Source organism: Chthonobacter rhizosphaerae, from assembly GCF_013839525.1.
In the GTDB taxonomy this organism is placed as follows: domain Bacteria; phylum Pseudomonadota; class Alphaproteobacteria; order Rhizobiales; family Pleomorphomonadaceae; genus Chthonobacter; species Chthonobacter rhizosphaerae.
The window spans coordinates 1-17871 of sequence record NZ_JACDIS010000021.1; the positions used below are offsets into that span (position 1 = coordinate 1).

24 protein-coding genes are annotated in these 17871 nt (G+C 61.1%); 11 read left to right on the plus strand and 13 right to left on the minus strand.

Annotated features, from left to right (window positions below; translation table 11 throughout):
* Positions 1–416: hypothetical protein (locus tag HND91_RS21625; protein WP_210272831.1), on the plus strand; the 416-nt coding region annotated here is incomplete at its 5' end.
* 117 nt (positions 417–533) lie between these two features.
* On the opposite strand, the gene HND91_RS21630 is transcribed toward HND91_RS21625, so the two are convergent.
* Complete coding sequence (locus HND91_RS21630) at positions 534–1388, minus strand: replication initiation protein (protein WP_181708692.1); 855 nt, start codon at positions 1386–1388, stop codon at positions 534–536.
* Between the two features lie 450 nt (positions 1389–1838).
* Here HND91_RS21630 and HND91_RS21635 point away from each other — a divergent pair, with 450 nt between their 5' ends.
* The 5 genes from HND91_RS21635 to HND91_RS21655 all read left to right on the plus strand — a co-directional run bounded on the left by HND91_RS21635 (position 1839) and on the right by HND91_RS21655 (position 4483).
* Positions 1839–2117 (plus strand): hypothetical protein, encoded by a 279-nt coding sequence (locus HND91_RS21635; protein ID WP_181708693.1) that lies wholly within the window; start codon positions 1839–1841, stop codon positions 2115–2117.
* A gap of 157 nt (positions 2118–2274) precedes the next feature.
* Complete coding sequence (locus tag HND91_RS21640) at positions 2275–2469, plus strand: hypothetical protein (RefSeq protein WP_181708694.1); 195 nt, start codon at positions 2275–2277, stop codon at positions 2467–2469.
* A gap of 170 nt (positions 2470–2639) precedes the next feature.
* Complete coding sequence (locus HND91_RS21645) at positions 2640–3287, plus strand: restriction endonuclease (protein ID WP_181708695.1); 648 nt, start codon at positions 2640–2642, stop codon at positions 3285–3287.
* A gap of 28 nt (positions 3288–3315) precedes the next feature.
* The gene (locus tag HND91_RS21650) at positions 3316–4164 is read left to right on the plus strand and encodes a DNA methyltransferase (RefSeq protein WP_181708696.1); all 849 of its coding nucleotides are present in this window, start codon (positions 3316–3318) and stop codon (positions 4162–4164) included.
* Between the two features lie 88 nt (positions 4165–4252).
* Positions 4253–4483 carry a hypothetical protein gene (locus HND91_RS21655; protein ID WP_181708697.1) on the plus strand — a complete coding sequence of 77 codons (231 nt, stop codon included), beginning with the start codon at positions 4253–4255 and terminating at the stop codon, positions 4481–4483.
* A gap of 857 nt (positions 4484–5340) precedes the next feature.
* On the opposite strand, the gene HND91_RS21665 is transcribed toward HND91_RS21655, so the two are convergent.
* On the minus strand, positions 5341–5685 hold the full coding sequence (locus HND91_RS21665) for a site-specific integrase (protein ID WP_181708699.1): 345 nt from the start codon (positions 5683–5685) through the stop codon (positions 5341–5343).
* Positions 5686–5828: 143 nt separating this feature from the next.
* Here HND91_RS21665 and HND91_RS21670 point away from each other — a divergent pair, with 143 nt between their 5' ends.
* The gene (locus tag HND91_RS21670; protein WP_246329637.1) at positions 5829–6959 is read left to right on the plus strand and encodes a calcium/sodium antiporter; all 1131 of its coding nucleotides are present in this window, start codon (positions 5829–5831) and stop codon (positions 6957–6959) included.
* Between the two features lie 22 nt (positions 6960–6981).
* Here the strand turns inward: HND91_RS21670 and HND91_RS21675 are convergent, their stop codons facing one another.
* The 8 genes from HND91_RS21675 to HND91_RS21710 are packed head-to-tail and all read right to left on the minus strand — an operon-like array spanning position 6982 to position 13948.
* Positions 6982–8676 (minus strand): complex I subunit 5 family protein, encoded by a 1695-nt coding sequence (locus HND91_RS21675; protein ID WP_181708700.1) that lies wholly within the window; start codon positions 8674–8676, stop codon positions 6982–6984.
* Positions 8673–10148 carry a complex I subunit 5 family protein gene (locus HND91_RS21680; protein WP_181708701.1) on the minus strand — a complete coding sequence of 492 codons (1476 nt, stop codon included), beginning with the start codon at positions 10146–10148 and terminating at the stop codon, positions 8673–8675. The genes HND91_RS21675 and HND91_RS21680 overlap by 4 nt, the downstream gene beginning before the upstream one ends.
* Positions 10145–11602 carry a complex I subunit 5 family protein gene (locus HND91_RS21685; protein ID WP_181708702.1) on the minus strand — a complete coding sequence of 486 codons (1458 nt, stop codon included), beginning with the start codon at positions 11600–11602 and terminating at the stop codon, positions 10145–10147. The genes HND91_RS21680 and HND91_RS21685 overlap by 4 nt, the downstream gene beginning before the upstream one ends.
* A complete protein-coding gene (locus tag HND91_RS21690; protein ID WP_181708703.1) occupies positions 11599–11925 on the minus strand; it encodes an NADH-quinone oxidoreductase subunit K in 327 nt (108 codons plus the stop codon). The genes HND91_RS21685 and HND91_RS21690 overlap by 4 nt, the downstream gene beginning before the upstream one ends.
* The gene (locus tag HND91_RS21695; protein ID WP_181708704.1) at positions 11922–12866 is read right to left on the minus strand and encodes an MnhB domain-containing protein; all 945 of its coding nucleotides are present in this window, start codon (positions 12864–12866) and stop codon (positions 11922–11924) included. Before HND91_RS21695 ends, HND91_RS21690 begins: the two co-directional genes overlap by 4 nt.
* The gene (locus HND91_RS21700; RefSeq protein ID WP_181708705.1) at positions 12863–13156 is read right to left on the minus strand and encodes a monovalent cation/H(+) antiporter subunit G; all 294 of its coding nucleotides are present in this window, start codon (positions 13154–13156) and stop codon (positions 12863–12865) included. Before HND91_RS21700 ends, HND91_RS21695 begins: the two co-directional genes overlap by 4 nt.
* Positions 13153–13458, minus strand: a complete 306-nt coding sequence (locus HND91_RS21705) for an MrpF/PhaF family protein (RefSeq protein ID WP_181708706.1) — start codon at positions 13456–13458, stop codon at positions 13153–13155. The genes HND91_RS21700 and HND91_RS21705 overlap by 4 nt, the downstream gene beginning before the upstream one ends.
* A complete protein-coding gene (locus HND91_RS21710) occupies positions 13451–13948 on the minus strand; it encodes a Na+/H+ antiporter subunit E (RefSeq protein ID WP_181708707.1) in 498 nt (165 codons plus the stop codon). Before HND91_RS21710 ends, HND91_RS21705 begins: the two co-directional genes overlap by 8 nt.
* A gap of 441 nt (positions 13949–14389) precedes the next feature.
* On the opposite strand from HND91_RS21710, the gene HND91_RS21715 reads away from it, so the two are divergent.
* Positions 14390–15232 carry a universal stress protein gene (locus tag HND91_RS21715; RefSeq protein WP_181708708.1) on the plus strand — a complete coding sequence of 281 codons (843 nt, stop codon included), beginning with the start codon at positions 14390–14392 and terminating at the stop codon, positions 15230–15232.
* Between the two features lie 77 nt (positions 15233–15309).
* Here the strand turns inward: HND91_RS21715 and HND91_RS23285 are convergent, their stop codons facing one another.
* Entirely contained in the window at positions 15310–15960 is a 651-nt protein-coding gene (locus HND91_RS23285; RefSeq protein WP_181708709.1) for an ArdC-like ssDNA-binding domain-containing protein, read from the minus strand.
* Entirely contained in the window at positions 15960–16208 is a 249-nt protein-coding gene (locus HND91_RS23390; protein WP_181708710.1) for a helix-turn-helix transcriptional regulator, read from the minus strand. Before HND91_RS23390 ends, HND91_RS23285 begins: the two co-directional genes overlap by 1 nt.
* 135 nt (positions 16209–16343) lie before the next feature.
* Between HND91_RS23390 and HND91_RS23395 the strand changes: the two genes are divergently transcribed.
* The 3 genes from HND91_RS23395 to HND91_RS21740 are packed head-to-tail and all read left to right on the plus strand — an operon-like array spanning position 16344 to position 17238.
* Complete coding sequence (locus HND91_RS23395; protein WP_181708711.1) at positions 16344–16571, plus strand: hypothetical protein; 228 nt, start codon at positions 16344–16346, stop codon at positions 16569–16571.
* A 47-nt stretch (positions 16572–16618) separates the two neighbouring features.
* Positions 16619–16804, plus strand: coding sequence for a hypothetical protein (locus HND91_RS21735; RefSeq protein WP_181708712.1), 186 nt, complete (start codon positions 16619–16621; stop codon positions 16802–16804).
* 8 nt (positions 16805–16812) lie between these two features.
* Entirely contained in the window at positions 16813–17238 is a 426-nt protein-coding gene (locus tag HND91_RS21740) for a hypothetical protein (RefSeq protein ID WP_181708713.1), read from the plus strand.
* 67 nt (positions 17239–17305) lie between these two features.
* On the opposite strand, the gene ssb is transcribed toward HND91_RS21740, so the two are convergent.
* The gene (gene ssb, locus HND91_RS21745; protein ID WP_181708714.1) at positions 17306–17668 is read right to left on the minus strand and encodes a single-stranded DNA-binding protein; all 363 of its coding nucleotides are present in this window, start codon (positions 17666–17668) and stop codon (positions 17306–17308) included.
* Positions 17669–17871 lie beyond the last annotated feature (203 nt).

Here is a 17871-nt window from a genome sequence, read left to right on the forward strand (position 1 = left end):
AGGCGCGGGAACGCTATCGGCAGACCCACGACATGAACGCCGTCGCCAGCGCGTCCGAATTGTCGGAGCGCCTGCACGAGATCATGAAGGCCGGGGACCCCGAGGGGCTATCCGCCACCGTCGGCCCTGACCGCATCCGCCTCGTTCTCGATATCCCGAAGGAATGGCTGATCCTCGCCCAATGGCTAGTGGATCGCCGGACCGACCGCCACAACGGCGTCGACAACCCGGTCCCGATTACCGAGGAATTTGACCGGGCGACGATGAAGGACCGCAAGGACGACCTCTGGGACGTGCTGCATGAATGGTTTCATACGGAGCTGCATTGGCTCGCGACCGGCGGGCATCCCATCCTGAAACCGGAAGAGATCAGGATGTCTCGCGCCGACACCCTCGACGACGACCTGCCTTTCTGATTGTTATTTGTTGCAAACTCGTCCCCGAGAGCTTCATATTTCCCAACTGATAAGTCCGGCTAGCCACCAGGTCAGATGGGATGACGATACCGTAAGCCCTGCCCGTCCCCGAACTCTTCACATTTTGGCCCGGCGTCGGAGCCGCCCTTCCGAAGGCATTGGCGCAAAAACCGTCTCGACCGTTCCCGCGATCCGCGCCCGGCGACCCACCTTCGACCGCTGGACCTCCGCATAGGCGGCCTTCAGCTCGTCCTGATCCTTCTTCCACCACATGACCTTGATCCGGACGACCTTCTTGCCCTGCTTCACCGGGAGGACGGACAGATTGAACGCGGCCAGCGCATTGATCTCCGCAACTGCGGGTTTGAGAACGTGCTTGTTAAATTCACCGAACAACGGATAACGGTCATCCGGGACCCCAAGCATCGACCGAAACTCGTTCAACTCAAAGTCGGTCTGGGTTTTGAAGGACAGGTTCACAAGCTGCGAGACGTTCTCATAAAGGGAGATGGCGTATTTCGAGGTGAAGGCCATCAGGATCGGCAGCGCGATCTTGCCCCAGATAGTGGATTTCTGAAGAATTTCGATCAGGTATGGATCGAAGGAATAGGTGAGAACGCCCGCAGGCCTGTCTGGAGAATCCAGATCATTGCCGCCGAGGAACTGGACACGCCGCGTTTTGCCGTTCGGCAGCTTGACGACCAAGAGCGTGCGCATGAGCGCCTCGATGGCCTCCACGACCATTTCATAACCCTTGTGCCCAGCAGGCTTCAGCTCGTCGATTTCGACCGTGTAGCGTCTCCCCTCCCCTACTCCTTGGAGATGGGCATGGTGCCAAAGGATGGTGATTGCCCGACGAGCATTGAGGGTTAGATCGTGGTGGCCGGTAACCTGGATCAGCTCAGCGGGCTTTATCGCCTCGTCCGACCGGGGCGTCAGCGTCAGGGTGAGAATTTGCGCCGATTCGCTCATAAGACGAGCCTGACGGCGCAACTATGAAAAGTCGAGGGCAGCGCTTCACAAATTTTCCCCCGAACTCTTCATAGAACGACCCCGAACTTCTCATATCAGCGCCCGAAACCTTCATCCCAGAGAACCGAAAACCTCATGGGAGTCCCCGGAACCTTCATAGCAGCGGCGTTAAGGTTAAGCACTCGTTGCCTTTTTGAAAGCGGAAGATAGAATCCAGAATACTGAAACTCTTAGAAGGGCTCCCCTCCCCTTTCAGCGGCCAGTTTATCACGCCCTCCGGTCCGTCAAGGGCCGCTCCGCTTAAACCCTTGACCTCCCGTCGATGCGTGATGCGGAGAAGCTGTTCAGGGACGAGGAACGTTCAATTCGCCTCCGGCGGGTTCGAACAAGGAACACGAGGGATTCCCTCCCCGGCAAATATGAATCAGGATTCGGGCAAGGAGAACCGCCATGCCCATCGAGATCGATATCCCGTTCCGGGACGCGTCGGAGGAAGAGCTGGGGAAGGAGATCGCCCTTATCATCTCCGTCGTCCGAGGGCTGGAACAGCACGGATGGACCCCCGAAATCCGGGCGGCGGACCGGGCGGACACCTGGCAGTGGTCGTACGCCGAAAAATCCATGAAGACGCTGAAGCTGCTCGCCGACAACGTGCTTCTTCACATCTCGGCACTAGACCATGCCCCTCCCCAAGGAGGAGAATTTCCGGCTTCAGGCGATGGTTTTTGATCCTGACGTGGAATTGAACCTAGCCAGAGAACAACGCGAATGGGCGCTAGCGAACAATCGCGAAAATGCCCTAGTGTAATATACATCAAGTTGACTAGTTTGATTGTTCATAAGCGCACTAGCGGTTTAGTCCAGCATTGGACGATGGAGATAGCTAATGGAGCTGAAGCCATGGGAGGTTCATCATCTCCGATGTGCGTTGACCAACGTCATCGGGTTCTACCATCTCCTCTACGAGAGCGAGGGCCTGAAACTGTCCCCGCTGGAACAGATGGAATATCAGGTCCACCTGACGACGGCCGCGATGGACCTGTCGACGACGCTCCTGCGGATATTCGAAGAAGCGGATTAGTGGCTTAGTGCGCTAGTGTTGTAACGCAATAGCGTAGTGGAAGACCTGTAACGGACCGCGCTTGTAATGATCCAATTGTTGCACCCGAAAAGGTACCTCCCCATAGGTATTAAGCTCATCGTAACCAACCTCATGCTCCCTATGCGCCTTTACAAAGGCGCGGGGATCCTATGGCTAAGAGGCCGTCGAGCGGTCGTGACATCGTCAGGCAGCTCTTTCTCGAAAACCTCGGGAAAGTAGTCACGAAAGAGCAGATAATCACCGCGATTAGCGAAGGGCTTGGCGTGTCCGATTACGAGAACTGGCACCAGCGGCTCTCGGAACTGCGCACCGACGAAGGTTACACGATCCTGTCATACCGGGATCGGAAAGGCTTAAGGCCAGGTCAGTACCTGATGGAGTCTCCTGAGCGACGGGAGATCGCTGCGAAGCGCGTAAGGCCTACGCCCGCTACATGGCACGCCGTTCTCAAAAGAGCTGGCAATTGCTGTGAATGGAATGAAGGCGGGATAAAATGCGGTCTTCACAACGGTGATATCGATCCGATCGGTGGGGGCACTGTAAAGCTAACCCCTGATCACATGCAGCCGCACTCGGTTAACCCCGCATCCGACCCGAATGATCCTAATCAGTGGCAAGCCCTTTGTGGCCGGCATCAAGTCACAAAAAGGAACTATTGGGATAATACAACAGGTAAACTGAATGCTGTTGCAATCGTGCAGGCGGCTTCTCTTGTGGAAAAAGAGCAGGTTTTTGCGATGCTGCTCGACTATTTCGGATTCACCCGCGATATGTCAGGGGGTATAAGACCAAAGTAACTGTCTCCTGACTCCCGCAAGGCTGAAAATGACCACATCGAATGCGGCCCGCAGGTCCTCTTTAAAGCCTGCCAAGCGAAGCCCGGTTTCATTCCTTCCCGCTCAGGATGTTTTCGCCTCTTTCGATGAGATCGAGCGCCAGGGAATCCGACCCACGGTCACAATCCTGGATCCATGGTACAATAAAGGCTTCGGTGGGGTTGTTGAAGATTACGACAGCTTTATAGAAAATCTCCTAGTCAGAGCATGCCGGGTAAGCGAGCACGTCTTTCTGTGGGGGTTTCCAGAGATCATTGGCCCTTATGTCCGCATTGTCCCCGAAAGCCACGAATTAGTCGCCTGGCTGACTTGGTATTATAAAAACAACCCCTCTGTAATCAGAGGTTGGAGAAGCAGCCAGAATGCATGCCTTCATATCGCGAGGCCCCGGGCTAAACTCTACCCTGAGGAGTTCCTGAACAAGGTGCAGAAAGAACGGTTCGCTGAAGGCACTCTGCGTTATGTCCCAGGCCCTACGAGCGTGATCGAGTCCTCTCTGCTCATTGGCTTTGTCGGGAAGAAGGAGCAAACGGGTCACCCATCGCAGAAGCCCCTGACGGTCTACGACAAGATAATTCGCATGACCACGAAAGAGGGCGATTTGATTTTTGATCCTATGTGCGGTTCGGGAACGACCGGCGTCGTAGCTTTGATCCGCAATCGCCTGGCCATCCAATGTGATCTAAATCCGGATTACCTGGACATGGCCGAGGCTAGGCTGGAACAGGATTATGATGGTTATGCCGAGCGTCTGGATGAACTCGGGAACAACCCTGATAAGGAGTCGAAAAGGCGGAAAGGACGCGATGCAGGCCCGCCTGGGTTCGACTTTGATTGAGCGAAAAGTTCGACGTTGAACATTCGCATAAGAGCGCTAGTGCGCTATACATTAAGTGCGCTAGTGCGTGATCTGGGGATACGGCCTGATGACAATCGAACCGACGCCCGCCCAATTAGCCGAACGGCTTCAGCAGCGGCTTGAGTTGATAAACAAGCGCATTCAGGACATTGCCGACGAGGAGGCAAAGTCCGCGTGGGTAGGCGGGCTTGCAGCGCAGGGCGCTCTGATGCCGGAGAAAATGCGCCTTCTCAAGCAGGCCGAGGAAATTGTTGACCGACTAGAGGAGCTTTTGAAAAAGAATAATGACCGCTCTTGATAGTGATGAACCAAGGAATCAGCGGCGCCGATAATCCAAAGCGGTGCAAAATAGCTACCCAGTCAGATCAATAAGCTTTTGAAATGGTGAGAAAATGCACTCAGCGGATAAGCCTGCTTGATAGGGTAGGGCGGCAAGCACTATCCGAATTTCCTTACACGTAAAAAGCGCCAGATTCCGAATTTCTTCAGTCCACATAGCCGCAACGGTAAGGGCCAGTTCCCGAATTTTCGGAGCCCATCTAGGCGGGAGCATAGGGAGCGGGACAAGGCCAGTCTCCGAATTATCGGACGCCGAAAAAGGGCGAAGCGGGGAGGGGAGCCAAGCACTCAAAAATACGCTCTAGGAGTGACCGTTCCTGCCCGTCCTGTGAGGCTGGAGTGGCCTGAAAATGATTTTTGATACCGAGATAGCCGAGACCCCCTAGAACGCACCCACGGCCTTCTAATGGGCTAGGAAAGCGAGAACCTAATAAAACCTAATATTGAGGTCTGAATTTTGTCAGTCGACATAGGGCAGGCCGTTAGAAACCTGTTTCCTGTGAAATCAATACCTTAGCCACTGATAACAGGGGATTTTTGTTAGTCTCCGAATTTACTCGGCGGGTTTTAAGCCGGATCAATCACTTAGCCATATCTAAAATATGCGAAACCCCACCAGCGTCCGAATTTTTACAGCAGTACGAGAGCAGGCTGCCCGCGCTAGTCAGATCAATGGTTTAGATTGCATGAACAATGCTTTCCCGCTTGGCGGCCCGTTTAGCCCTTTCCCGCAGCAGCGCGACATATGAGGCCGAGCGCCATTCGAGATTGTCCGCCTGACAGTTGCCTCTGTCCCCGTCCTTGTGGCCGATCATGTCACAGCCGACAGGAGGAGGGGGTAGGAAGGCTCGGTGCGAGGTTGGTCGCGGTCAACCCGCGCGCGAACAGATATTGCAGGAAGATGCGAACATGGGTCGCGACTGTCTTGTCGCGGCGTGCCGTCGTCAGAACATGCTCGATGAAGCCGATCACATCGGCGGGACGAAGGTCCGGCAGGTTCATCGTTGCCTCGCCAAAGCGGTGATCGAGGAACCGGTTAGCGAAGCGTAGCGTGTGATAGATCGTGCGCGGGCTCAGGCCACGCTGCTTGACGAGGTAGTTCTCGAACTCAGCCAGCAACGCAGCTCGCGCGGCTCGCGTCTCGGACAGGATGTCGGTCATGATGGTTGTGCTCCAAGTTTGAGCACCCAGGATTACGTCGAACAGGGTTTCGCGCGATCATGCCTTCGGCAGTGGCGGCGATCAGGCTCGCGCGCCCCTGCTGTGCAATCAAAGCCACGCCTCAGCTGCGGTGGATATGGCCGTTGACCGATCCTGCAACGGATGAGATGCTTTGCCGGGCAACGCATCGGATCCTTCACGTGGATGTCATCTTTTTCCTGAGCGGGCTGGTTCTGCTGGTTTTCGGAGCCAGGCTTCTGGTCAAGGGCGCGTCGGGTTTAGCACTGTCGCTGGGGCTGTCGCCGCTGGTGGTCGGCCTAACGGTCGTGGCCTTCGGCACCTCGGCGCCTGAAGTCGCCGTTTCGGTTGGGGCAGCCCTGGACGGGCAGAACGACATCGCCATCGGCAATGTCGTGGGCAGCAACGTTTTCAACGTGCTGTTCATCCTAGGGGCAAGCGCGCTGATCACTCCGCTGATCGTAGACCGGCAGCTGACTCGCCAAGAGGTTCCGATCATGATCGCAGTCAGTGCGCTACTGATTGCGATGCTGCGCGACCGGGTAATCGGCACGGCGGAAGCCGCGCTGCTGCTCGTCCTGCTTTTCGGCTATACCGCCTTTCTGGTTGTCCAGTCGCTGCGCGCAAACCATGCGGCGCAGAATGGCGCGAGGGTGGATGCGGGAGCGACCCGTGTGGGCGGGTCGCGGCTGGCGCAGGCGATCATGATCTTGGGCGGGCTCGCCTGCCTCGTGATCGGATCGCGGCTGTTGGTCACGGCCGCCGTGTCCTTTGCCAAGGCGCTGGGGGTCAGCGACTTGGTCGTGGGCCTGACCATTGTGGCGGCAGGCACCTCGCTGCCCGAAGTCGCCACCTCGATCGCCGCCGCCATCAAGGGCGAGCGCGACATCGCGGTCGGCAATGTCGTGGGCAGCAACATCTTCAACATCTTGGGCTGTCTGGGCCTGTCGGGCCTGGCCGCGGGGGTGGCAGGGATCACGGTGGCGCCCTCAATCCTGGCCTTCGACGCTTGGGTGATGCTGGCCACTGCCATCGCCTGCCTGCCAATCTTCCTGACGGGGCGCGAGATCGCCCGCTGGGAAGGCGCGGTCTTCCTGGCCTATTACCTCTTCTACGTCGGCTATCTCATCCTTGCGGCCGAACAGCACGACGCGCTGGACACCTATACCAGGGCGATGACGGTGTTTGTGGTTCCGCTTACCCTGCTGACCGCTGCTGTGATCTATGCGGGCTCGGCCCGGCGGGCAAAGGAATGAGCCTTTGCGCTCGTCCGGGCGATCAGCCTAGGAAGGTGGCCAATAGCGCCCCCATGACCACCAGCAGGAAGATAATGACCGAGACCCGATCCCGGATCATGACCTCCACCTTGGCAAGATTGTCCGCCCAGGCGGTCCCAGACTGTTCTGAAGAAGCCTGCATCGATGCCGAACCGGCCTCGACCGCCACGACGAAGGCGGCGCGCGCGGCAGCGGCCGACCGCCATATCGGGCTCAGCAGATCGCCTTCCGGCAGCGCGGGCGGCCTGAGGCCAAGCGCAAGCGCGCCGATCACCAGTAGCCCGGCAAGCGCAAGCGGCCATGTGGCTGCCAGCAGGTCGCCCGGCGTGGTCGTGGTGAAGGGCGGCTTGCCGGTGACTGCGGGATAAAGGACGACCGGCAGGATCAGCGCCGCGCCCGCCAGCGCCACCACCGGCAGCGCCAGCAGCAGGGGGGGGCCCCCGGCGCCCGGCCGGGCTGCGGGAAGAAGCGCCAGGAAGCGCGCCAGCACCAGCGCCGAGGTCAGGGCGGAAATGCCGATCAGCATGGCGCCGAATTCGCCCGCCGGCAGCTTCATTGCCGACTTGGCCAGCGCGCCCGCAGTGAAGGGCAGCCCGGCGATCGACAGCGCCAGCAGCAGCGCGACGGCCAGAAGCGCCGGCCGCCAGCCCCTGCCGCATGCGGGCGCAAGGCCGTAGGACAGAAACAGCGCCCCCTTCGCAAGCCCGTGGGCCAAGGCATAGAACGCCACGGCCGGCAGGACCTTCGCCCCGGGCAGGCCCGCCGCCAGCGCCGCGCCCAGAGCGCCCATGACTAGCCCCATCTGGCTGACCGTGGAATAGGCCAGCACCGCCTTGCCCCCCGGCTGCGCAAGCCCCAGCAGCGCCCCGGCAAACAGCCCGCCGAATCCTAACAGCGCCAACACGGTACCTTCCACCGGAACGGACACGCCCAAAGGCAGGAAGGCCAGCAGGCCGAAGATGCCCGCCTTGACGATGGCGCCGGATAGCACGGCCGAGGCCGGGACCGGTGCGGCGGGATGGGCCACGGGAAGCCAAACATGCAGCGGCATCAGCCCCGCCTTGATTCCGAACCCCAGGATCATCAGCCACAAGATCGCGGCATTGGCGCCGGGTAGACCAAGGCTCGCGCGGATGTCCTCGATCCACAGCGATCCGCCCGCGCCGTAAGAGGCCAGCATGAAACCGGCCAGCAGCGCGGTCTCGCCGATCACCGCGAGGATGATATAGGCGGTCCCGGCCCGCAAGGAGGCGGGTGTTCCGTCGTGGATCACCAGAGGGTAGGCCATCAGTGACACAAGCGCAAAGGAGACATAGAAGCTGGCAATATCGGCGGCGATGAATACCCCAAGGTTGCCCGCCAGGACGACGTTCCAGAACAGCGCGAAACTCGCAGGGCGCCGGGCAGCCGCCATGAAACCTACCGCAAAGGCCCCCGCGCAAATCCACAGCAGCGCCGCGCCGCCCAGGAAGACCGCGCGCGTGTCATCCAGGACCAGGCCTCCGCCCAGCAGAACGCCGGGAATCCGGGCGAGCTGGTCGCGTGGTGCCAGAAGTGCCGCGCACAGCGCCGGCACCGGGGCAAGCGGCAGCAGCGCGATCATGCGCGCGCCCCAGGGCGGGACCAGACAGAACAGCGCCAGAACCAGTGGCCAAGCCACCACCAGCGGCAGCAGGGGCGCAAGATCGGCCGTCATTCCAGATACCCTCTTTCGGCAATGAGCTTGGCCCAGGTCAGGGGGCTGACGGCGGAGGAGGCGAAGACGCCCGCCGCCAGCGCCGCCGCCGCGGTCACAACCGCCGGCAGGATCAACATCCGGTCGCGGCTCGTGCCGAGTTCGCGGAATCCCGCCCGTTCAGGCGGCGGAAGCAGCCAGGCGCGATAAAGCATCGGCAGGAAATAGGCGGCGTTCAGCAGCGACGAGCCCGCCATGACGGCCACCACCCAAGGCGCGCCCGACTGCAGCCCGCCGATCCCCAGGTACCACTTGGAAATGAAGCCCGCCACCGGCGGCACCCCGATCATCCCTAGCGCCCCGATGGTAAAAGCGCCCATCGTCACCGGCATCAGCCGCCCCGCGCCGTCCAGATCGGCCACGGCCTTGATCCCTAGGCGGTTCGACAGCGCGCCCGCGCACATGAACAGCGTGATCTTCATGATCCCCTGGTGGACCAGGTGGACCAGACCGCCGATGACCGCGAAGGGCCCGATCAGGCTTGCGCCCAGCAGGATATAGCTGACCTGGCTGACCGTCGAATATGCCAGGCGCTTCTTGATGTCAGCCTGCATGACCGCGCGCAGCGAGCCGTAAAGGATCGTGACAGAGGCAAGCGCGGCCAGGGGCGTGCCCAGCCCCAGTTCGGCGACCGTCCCGATGCCGTAGACGTCATATATCATCCGCACGATGCCGAAGGCGCCCGCCTTCACCACCGCGACTGCGTGCAGAAGGGCGCTGACCGGCGCCGGCGCGGCCATTGCCGCGGGAAGCCAGGCGTGAAGCGGCACCAGCGCGGCCTTGACGCCCAGTCCGCCCACGCACAGCACGAAAATCAGGGTCAGGGTCAGCGGCGGGACCGCGGATAGGTCGGGTGGCGCGGTAAACTCGACCGAGCCGACCAGCGTCTTCAGCCACAGGATGCCGACAAGAAAGGCAGCGCTGCCCGCCAGCGTATAGGCCAGGTAGATGCGGCCCGCGCGCAGGGATTTCTCGTCGCCGTTGTGGACGACCAGCGGCCAGGTGGCCAGCGTGAGAAGCTCGTAGAACAGGAAGAAGGTGATGGCCGTTCCCGACAGCGCCACACCGGTGGCCGAAAGGACGCAGAGGTTGAAGAAGCCGAAGAACCGGGAAAGGTTCGGCCCGCGCCCGAAATAGGCGATGGCATAGACGGTGGTGATCAGCCACAGGAATACCGACAGGCTCACGAATAGCAGCGCCAGCGTGTCCACCCGCAGCAGGAAGTCGTGGCCCGGCAGAAAGGTATAGCGCCATTCAAGATCGACGCCGCCGCGGACTTGCCGCAGAAGGTCGGCGACGATCCCGACCTTGACCAGCGCAAAGAGTAGGTTCACGGCATTGCGCCAGACCGCCAGCCGTTCGGGCAGCGAGAAGCTAATGATCGCCGGGATCAGCGGCAGCAATATGAGAAAGAGGGGCGCGCCCGCCATCATGGACCGGGCTCTTCAGCCAAGGGCAGAGCGATCGCCGGCGGGGCCCCAATGGACGACAGTTCGATCAGCGTCATGCCGGCGAAGCCTAGGGCGATGGCCAGCGCCGCCAGCGTCAGCGGGGCGGCGACCCGCAGGGCACCTTCGGCCCGCACAACGGGCGCAGCGCTGGCGCCGAATGCGACCGAAAGCGGCCGGAACAGATAGGCGGCCCCCAGCAGGCCGCCAATCACGAGCACGCCCGCATAGATCACCTGGCCCTGTTCGATCGCGGCATGAAGCAGAAGGAACTTGGCCGTAAACCCACCCGATGGGGGCAGCCCCATGAGCGAGATCGCCGCCAGCGCGAATGCGGTCACCGACAGCGGCATCGCGCGCGCCAGGCCGCCCAGGTCGCTGATGCGGTCGCCCGCCACGGCCTTGAGCATCAGCCCCGCGGCTAGAAACATGGCGGCCTTGGCCAGCATGTGGGCCACCGCATGCACTAGCACCGCAGCCCAGGGTTCGCCGGGGATGCGGGCATTCCAGATGAGCGGGAAGGCCAGGAAGAGATAGCCCAGCTGTGCCACCGTGGAATAGGCCACCAGCGGCTTCAGCCGTTCCTGCCGGATGGCCTGGATCGATCCGTAGATGACCGCAAGCGCGCCCATGCCGCCCAGCAGATGGATCGCCGCGGGACGGACCACCTCGGCGAAGGCCTCGAACCACAGCCGAAGGATGATGACAAAGCCCAGCTTGACGACGATCGCCGACAGCAGCGCGCTGGCGGGCGCGGGAGCGGCGGCATGGGCGGGGGGTAGCCAGCCGTGCAGCGGAAACAGCGCCGCCTTGACCAGAAGCCCCGCCGTCATCACGGCGAGTGCCAGCACGGTCGGCAGGTCGGGTCGCGCGCGGACCGCCAGCAGGGTGGCATCCACCGTGTCGTAATGACCCGCCAGCAGCGCCACGCCCAGCAGGTAGGCCAGCGAGCCGACCAGCGCGATCATGAAATACTGCAGCCCGGCTGCAAGAGATCCCATCGCCGCCAGCGCGACGGCGGCCAGGCTGACCATCTCGATGGTCACATACAGGTTGAACAGGTCCGTCGTCAGGTAGCCCGCGTTCGACCCGCCCCACATCAGGTAAAGCATGGGCCAGAATGTATGCGCCCGCGCGGTTTCGCGCCCCGCCTTGGGCGAGAACTCGGGCCATGCGTAAAGCGCGACGGCCACGAAGCAGACGCAGGTGGCGGGCACCAGAAGCCGCGCGACCCCGTCGGCGCGCAGCAGGATGCCCAAGGGCAGATCCCAGTTCCCCACCAGGTGCGCCGCATCCGGGGGAAGCGCCAGAAGCCAGGCGGACAGGCCCAGCATCACCGGGCCCGCGGCCAGGATCAGCCAGCGCCCGCCCTGCCCGAGAACCAGCGCAGCCACCATGAAGGCCAGGGGGGCGGCCACCAGCAGGTCAAGTGGGCTCATGCGTCGCGGTCCCCGGGCGGCTCTGGCGTCGGCGCGGGGGCGCAGCGGTCTTCGGCCAGGCGGGTGATCATCGCCGCCCCCAGCGCGGTCAGGGCCACTGACACGACGATGCCCGTGATGACCAGCGCCTGCGGATAAGGGTCGGTCACGTCCTCGCCGCGCCCCAGCCCGCCCAGGATCAGGAATATGCCGGCCGCGATGACGTTCACCGCCAGAAGTTGCCGAAGCGGATGCCGCAGGATGATGAAGCCGAAAAGCCCCAATCCTACCAGGGCCGCTCCCGTCAGCGGAAACAGGTGGCCAAGGGCTGCGGGCAGGCTCAAGGGACCGTCTCCGCCCGGACCGGCGGGCCGGCCACCAGCAGCGCCAGCGTCACCCCGATCGAGAACGCCAGGAAGTACTCGATGGTCACGATCAGCGCCTTGGCCATCCCCTCGGGATAGGCAAGGAACCGCCCCAGGGCCATGCCCGCAAGACCGATGGCCAGGAACACCAGCGGCCCCGCCACCAGCGTCCAGCGAAACGCCGGATCGTCGCTGCGCGGCAGTCCCATGGCGCCACCCATGGCGGCCAGCAGGAACCCGCCGGCCAGAACCGTGCCCCCTTGGAACGCGCCGCCCGGCCGGTCGGAACCGACCCAGACAAGATAGGCCGCCACCACAAGCGCGATCGGCAGCACCAGCCGGCCAAAGCTTTCCGCCACGTTCAGCGCGGCGGGATCGGTCATCCGCAGCGCGGCCGGCGCGCGGGGCCAGGCGTCCGCGGGCGCCAGCGACCAGACAGCGACTAGCGCGCCCAGCAGAACAAAGGATTCAAGCAGCGTGTCATAGGCCCGGAAGGCCAGCAGAACCCCCGTCACCGGGTTTTCCACCCCGATCCGCGGCATCAGCCTGTCGATGACCGGCGCCAGGCCGTCATCCGGCGCGATCGACAGGACGGCAGCACCCAGCACAACCGCGAAAGCCGAGCAGACCACGGCCGCGCCGAGGTTCAGCCAGTGCCCCAAGGGGTTGCCGTCGATCTGCTCGCCAAGGGCAAGCAGCCGGCCTCGGGTCAGGATCAGCAGCACACCCGTCACGCCGGCGCCGATGGCGATCTCGGCTAGGGCGACGTTCACCGCCCCGAGCGCCAGCCAGGCCAAGCCCATCAGGTTGCCGAAAACTACGAAGAAGGCGATCGCCGCTAGGAAGTCGCGCACCAGCAGCGCCACGCAGGCGGTGCCCAGGATCATGAGGCAGAGGATAAGCTCGAAGGCTGCAGTCATGGTTCGTCGCTGTGATCCTGCCGGGTTACGCGAGCCATCAGCTGCGCGCTGGTCCCTGCGGCCATGATCGCAAGCAGCCAGACCGCCGCGATCTTGGCGGCGATGGCGACCGAACCCCATTCCAGCGCCGCGGCCAGCGCAATGAATGCCAGCCCCAGGTGGTCGGCCTTGGTCAGCGCGTGCAGGCGCGCGGCCGGATCGGGAAAGCGCAGCAGGCCGACCGTCCCGGCCGCGTAGAAGAAAACGCCCGCAAACAGCAGCAGGCCAGTGGCCACGCTGACCCAGGTCACAAGGATCTCTCCGCACTTTCCGGGTTGCCGGTCCGCTCCGGCCGGCGACCGGCGAACGGGTTGGCCCGCACGAAGGCGGACACGAGGACAGCCGCCAGAAGCGATGCGGTCAGCGCGGCGTCCAGCATCGCCGGATCGCGCCGGGCCGCGCCTAGGGCAACGGTGATGCCGACCATGCCGGTGCCGGCAAGCTGAGCCGCCATGATGCGGTCCACGCGCCCGGGGCCTTTCCAGCAGCGCAGCAGCGCCGTCGCGACGGTCAGCAACAGGGCAGTCGCTGCGAGGGTGAAGGCGTCAGACATGAAAGCTTCCTCCCATGTCGATCCGCCCGTCGAATACACCAAGGACGTGGCTCTGATCCCTTTCGAATGCTTGAGGATCGAAGCTGGGAGCATCGAGAAGATGCAGGTCCATCGCCCGCTCGGTTGCCGCGGCCGCCAGCGAGCCGGGAACAAGGCTGACCATTCCCCCCAGCAGCGTGTTCGCCGCTGCATGATCGCTGGCCAGCCGGACCTTGGTCCAGCCCGGATGGATCGGCAGGCGCGGATGGATTGCCCGCCAGGCCACGTCCAGCCCGCCCCGAAGCCCGTGGAGGAAGAACGCCCCGAAAAGCGGGATCAGCTTCCAAGCCCGGATACCCGCCCTGCCGAGGGGATGAAGCCTTAGGCTGAGGAACGCGGCCGCTGCTGCCGCGGGCGCGCCGAAGACGAGCGAGGCCGGATCGGCTGCGACAAGCACCCACCACAGCAGGAGAAACAGGACGGCGCGAGAAAACACCTTGTAGATGCGCATCCGTTCTCCCGCCGTTCGGCATGGCCGATCACCGGCCTTCCATTTCAGGATACACGCGCGGTTCGAAAACCCCAAACACTCGCTTTATCTTCTGCAGAGATCAGGTGCTGGCACCTGCTCCTGACAGAGATCGAATGGTGTCGTGCATGCGCCTAAGGTCCCTCTGCTGCCGTTCCGAGAGCTTGGGATGCTTGGCGCTTGAGCCGTCCCTTCGCACGGGCACCGCCATGCTTTTACGGGTCGCGAGCCGGATCAGGTCTGCCTGGAACTTGGCGAAGGTAGCCAAGAATGTTGAAGAACATCCTGGCCGAGAGGTTGTGATGATCGTGGGCGCTGGTCCAGAACCGAACGTTCTTCCTACCCTAACTTGCTACATTTTCGTATATTAGCGACCTGTCCTTAATTGCTCCGTGAAAACCACGCTCGTCAGGAGGTGCCGACATGACACACCACGGCCGCATCGCCTATATGCCCTTGACAACCTATCCCGAAGCGATCGCCGACGATGCAATCCGGGCCGCTGTCGCCTTTGCTGAACCTCTTGGATGCACGCTCAGCGTCACGACCTTTTCCGTTGACCTCCCGCGAGCATCCTCGGGATTGGGCGATTTTCTGATAAACGTTCCCAGTCTTGTCCACTCAGCCGAGGAGAAGAGCAGGGAAGAGTGCAGGCGCCTAGAAAGGCTTGTCCGCGAAGCTGCCCCGACACCGCTCGGTGTGCTCTGCACCACTCGGGAGGTTGCATGGGGTGGTGTGCCTGGTGCCGCATCCGCGGAAGCACGGTATTTCGACCTTGCCCTGCTTCCCTGGTCCGATGAGACCGTCCTGTCGCAGGAAATGGCGGAGGCTGTCGTCTTCGGGTCGGGTCGCCCGGCGATCCTGGTGCCGCCTTCGGGCGGACTTGGTTCACTGGAGCATATCGCCATCGCTTGGGACGGAAGCCGGGTTGCCGCGCGCGCACTTGGCGATGCCCTGCCGCTCTTGGCCGAAGGCGGTCTGATCTCGGTGCTGACGGTCCGAGACGAGAAGCCTCTGAGCGGATCAAATGTTGCCGCTGCTCTTGCCTCTTCACTGGCAAAGCGGGGGCTCAAAGCCAAGCTTGTCGAGGCTACTCTCGGCAACAGGACCATCGCCGAGGCCTTGCAGGATACCGCTCTGTCGAACGGTGTGCAGCTTCTGGCAATGGGAGGATTTGGTCATTCCCGCTTCCGCGACTTCGTTCTTGGCGGCGCGACGACGGGCGTTCTAGAGAAGTTGCGACTACCGGTTCTGCTATCGCATTGATCGGTGTTCAGGAGCTGGCTCAAGGTATCTATGTTGCTAGAGTCCGATAATTATGCCGAACGTGTTGGGCAACATCATCAGGAGTTCAGCCGCATACAGGCGGGATGCGGCATAATCCGGGTCACGGCATTATGGCCCAGCTCATGAAACAGGGTCGCATAATGATGGCTGGCGCTCTCAAAGGCAGCTGCCTCGACCATGTGAATGGTATCGGTCGCCGGGCGGTAGAAGCACTGGGCCTTGTCGGGAACGATCTTGGCTCCCGTCTTAGCCACAACCTCCTCAATGTCCGGTCTGCGCTCGACGGGCTTCAGAACGACCGGGGTAGGGCGGAACTGGTCGCATCCGTCCACCTGGTCGAGATTGAACACGGAATAGCCCGTGAACAGCAGGAGCCTTTCGGCCTCTTCCTCACCAGACGCGGCATCGTTGAAGGCCTTCTTGATTTCGATAGGCCTGACGACCGGGACGCTTCTCTCCGATTTCCGGACTTGGCCACCTACCGACGTCCACTGGTTATAGGTCGCCCATAGGTTCGTGCTGTAGCCGAGCTGATTGATATCCAGCCAGATCGAATTGAAGCCCCTGTAGGCCCTAGAGGTCACCGGATTGACCGGAAATCCTATCTGATCGGTCGCCCAAGGCCTTACCCATGGGGCGCGGCCTTCTTTCTCTATGACTGCCAACAGGCGATTGGTGACGGTCTCCGAGAGCTGTTCGAGCTTCACTAAGCCCCCACAGTCTCCGGCTTGGACACAGGCTCGACGCCTCCCGTATCCGTGAAGCGAAGCCCTCCCGACTGGAACGCCTGAGTTAGTTTCGAGACGGTCGCAAAGCTCGCGTCGGCAATTCCGTTACGTTCCAGCCTTCTAATTGTCTGCGTAGTAATACCCGTAATATTAGCAAGTTCTTTCTGTGAAAAACCGACATAAGCCCTAGCGGCTCTTAGTTGCTCTGCCTTTAATTCCGAAACCATGCAAAAAAATACTCCTATGTTGCATTTTGTTGTTGCACTTAACGTTTGTATGGTGTAGTTTATACTTATTAAGATCGAAAAACAACAAAATAGATTGCAGATATACTAATGAGCACAAGAATACTCCGCAATGTAATGACGACAGCTTGGGAAATCTCCCGTAAAGCCAAAGCCATTTATGGCGGCAACGTGCGCGAATATTTATCTCTGGCTTTGAAGGACGCTTGGAAGCAATGCGACCCTTACAGAACGAGCCTAAAGGCAACCCATGAACTCATTGCCGAGCTTCGTGCAAGAAACGTCAACCTAGCTAGTCACGGACCCCGATCAATGCAGGGAGCGGCCCACTGGATAGGCCGATAGAGTTTTTAAGTACGTTACAACCCAATTTCATTGAAAGGAAAAAGACTATGAGCACGAATCCTGTCGAAGCCGAAGCCGCCTACCGTAAGACCTTTGTGGATATTGCCCGGTCGCGCCTTGCCCTGCTGATAAGCATTGATGCGCCGGAAGCCACCCTTGATAGAGAGCGCCGCTTGCTTGCCCTTGCCGAGCAGCTTCTTGCCGAAGTCACCCCAACAGCCCAAGCAGCATAGGAGAAGCCATGACAATCACCGCCTATGCAAACGCCTACAGCACCGCTGCCAGCCGCTACGACGAGATCGAAAGCAAACCACTTGGCGCAACTACGCCGGAGGAGGAGGCCGAGGCGACTACGCTTTACGAGGAGATGGTCAGCCTTGAGCATCTGATCCTCAATGCCCGCCCTTCCACGCCTTCTGAGGCCACCCTTCAGCTAGCGATAGCGAAGTCCTGTCTCCGGCGGTTGGTAGATGATTGCAGCGAGGAGGGGGTCTGTGAGCCTGTGTTCGATCAGGCTACCGCTGAGGCTTGCCTGCGCGCTCTCTCATCGTCCGTTATCACCCTTGCGACGAATGGGGCTGAGTACCCTGACTACGCGCTTCTCAGCCGATTCCTGAACCCATCCGAACGTTCAGCGACCGAAGCCCCCCACACGGTCGCCGCGTAACTGCCTTCCCCCGAGGCAGCAAAGAACCCGCTAGGCCCCCCACCTAGCGGGTTCCCCTTTAGAAGGCCTAAGACGGCTCGCGATCTTTCCTCGGCAAGAGGGTCAACTCGCCTCGGAATTTAGGCAGGACGATCTCCGTCACCTTCTGCTTCTGTCCGTCACGGTCAATCTCGCGGGTTTGCATCTGACCCTCCACCGCGATCAAATCGCCCTTGCGGACATGCTTGTTGAAAACCTCATTGATCCGCTGATTATAGGAAACCACGCTGTGCCAGGTCGTGCGCTCTTTCTTCTCCCCGGCGCTGTCCTGCCAGGTTTCCTTAGTTGCCACCGACACAGAGACAGCAGTATCGCCATTTCCAATGTCACGTGATTTTGGATCGTTTCCAGTAAAACCCAGTACAAATGCTTTGTTGATTGTGCCGCTCATCACTTTTCTCCGAAAATAAATGAAATTTCTATCGCAATGAGACCACATAAAAGATAAAATTTCAATGTATAACCATGAGTATTGATTGGATCATAATGTAAGCGGCGGAAAGGAATGGAAAAATGCAAAAGTGATTTTCAGCTCGTTGAGGAACTTTTTGCGCGCCTCTGGAAAAGCGTTGATGAGTTCAGATCCGAGAACCA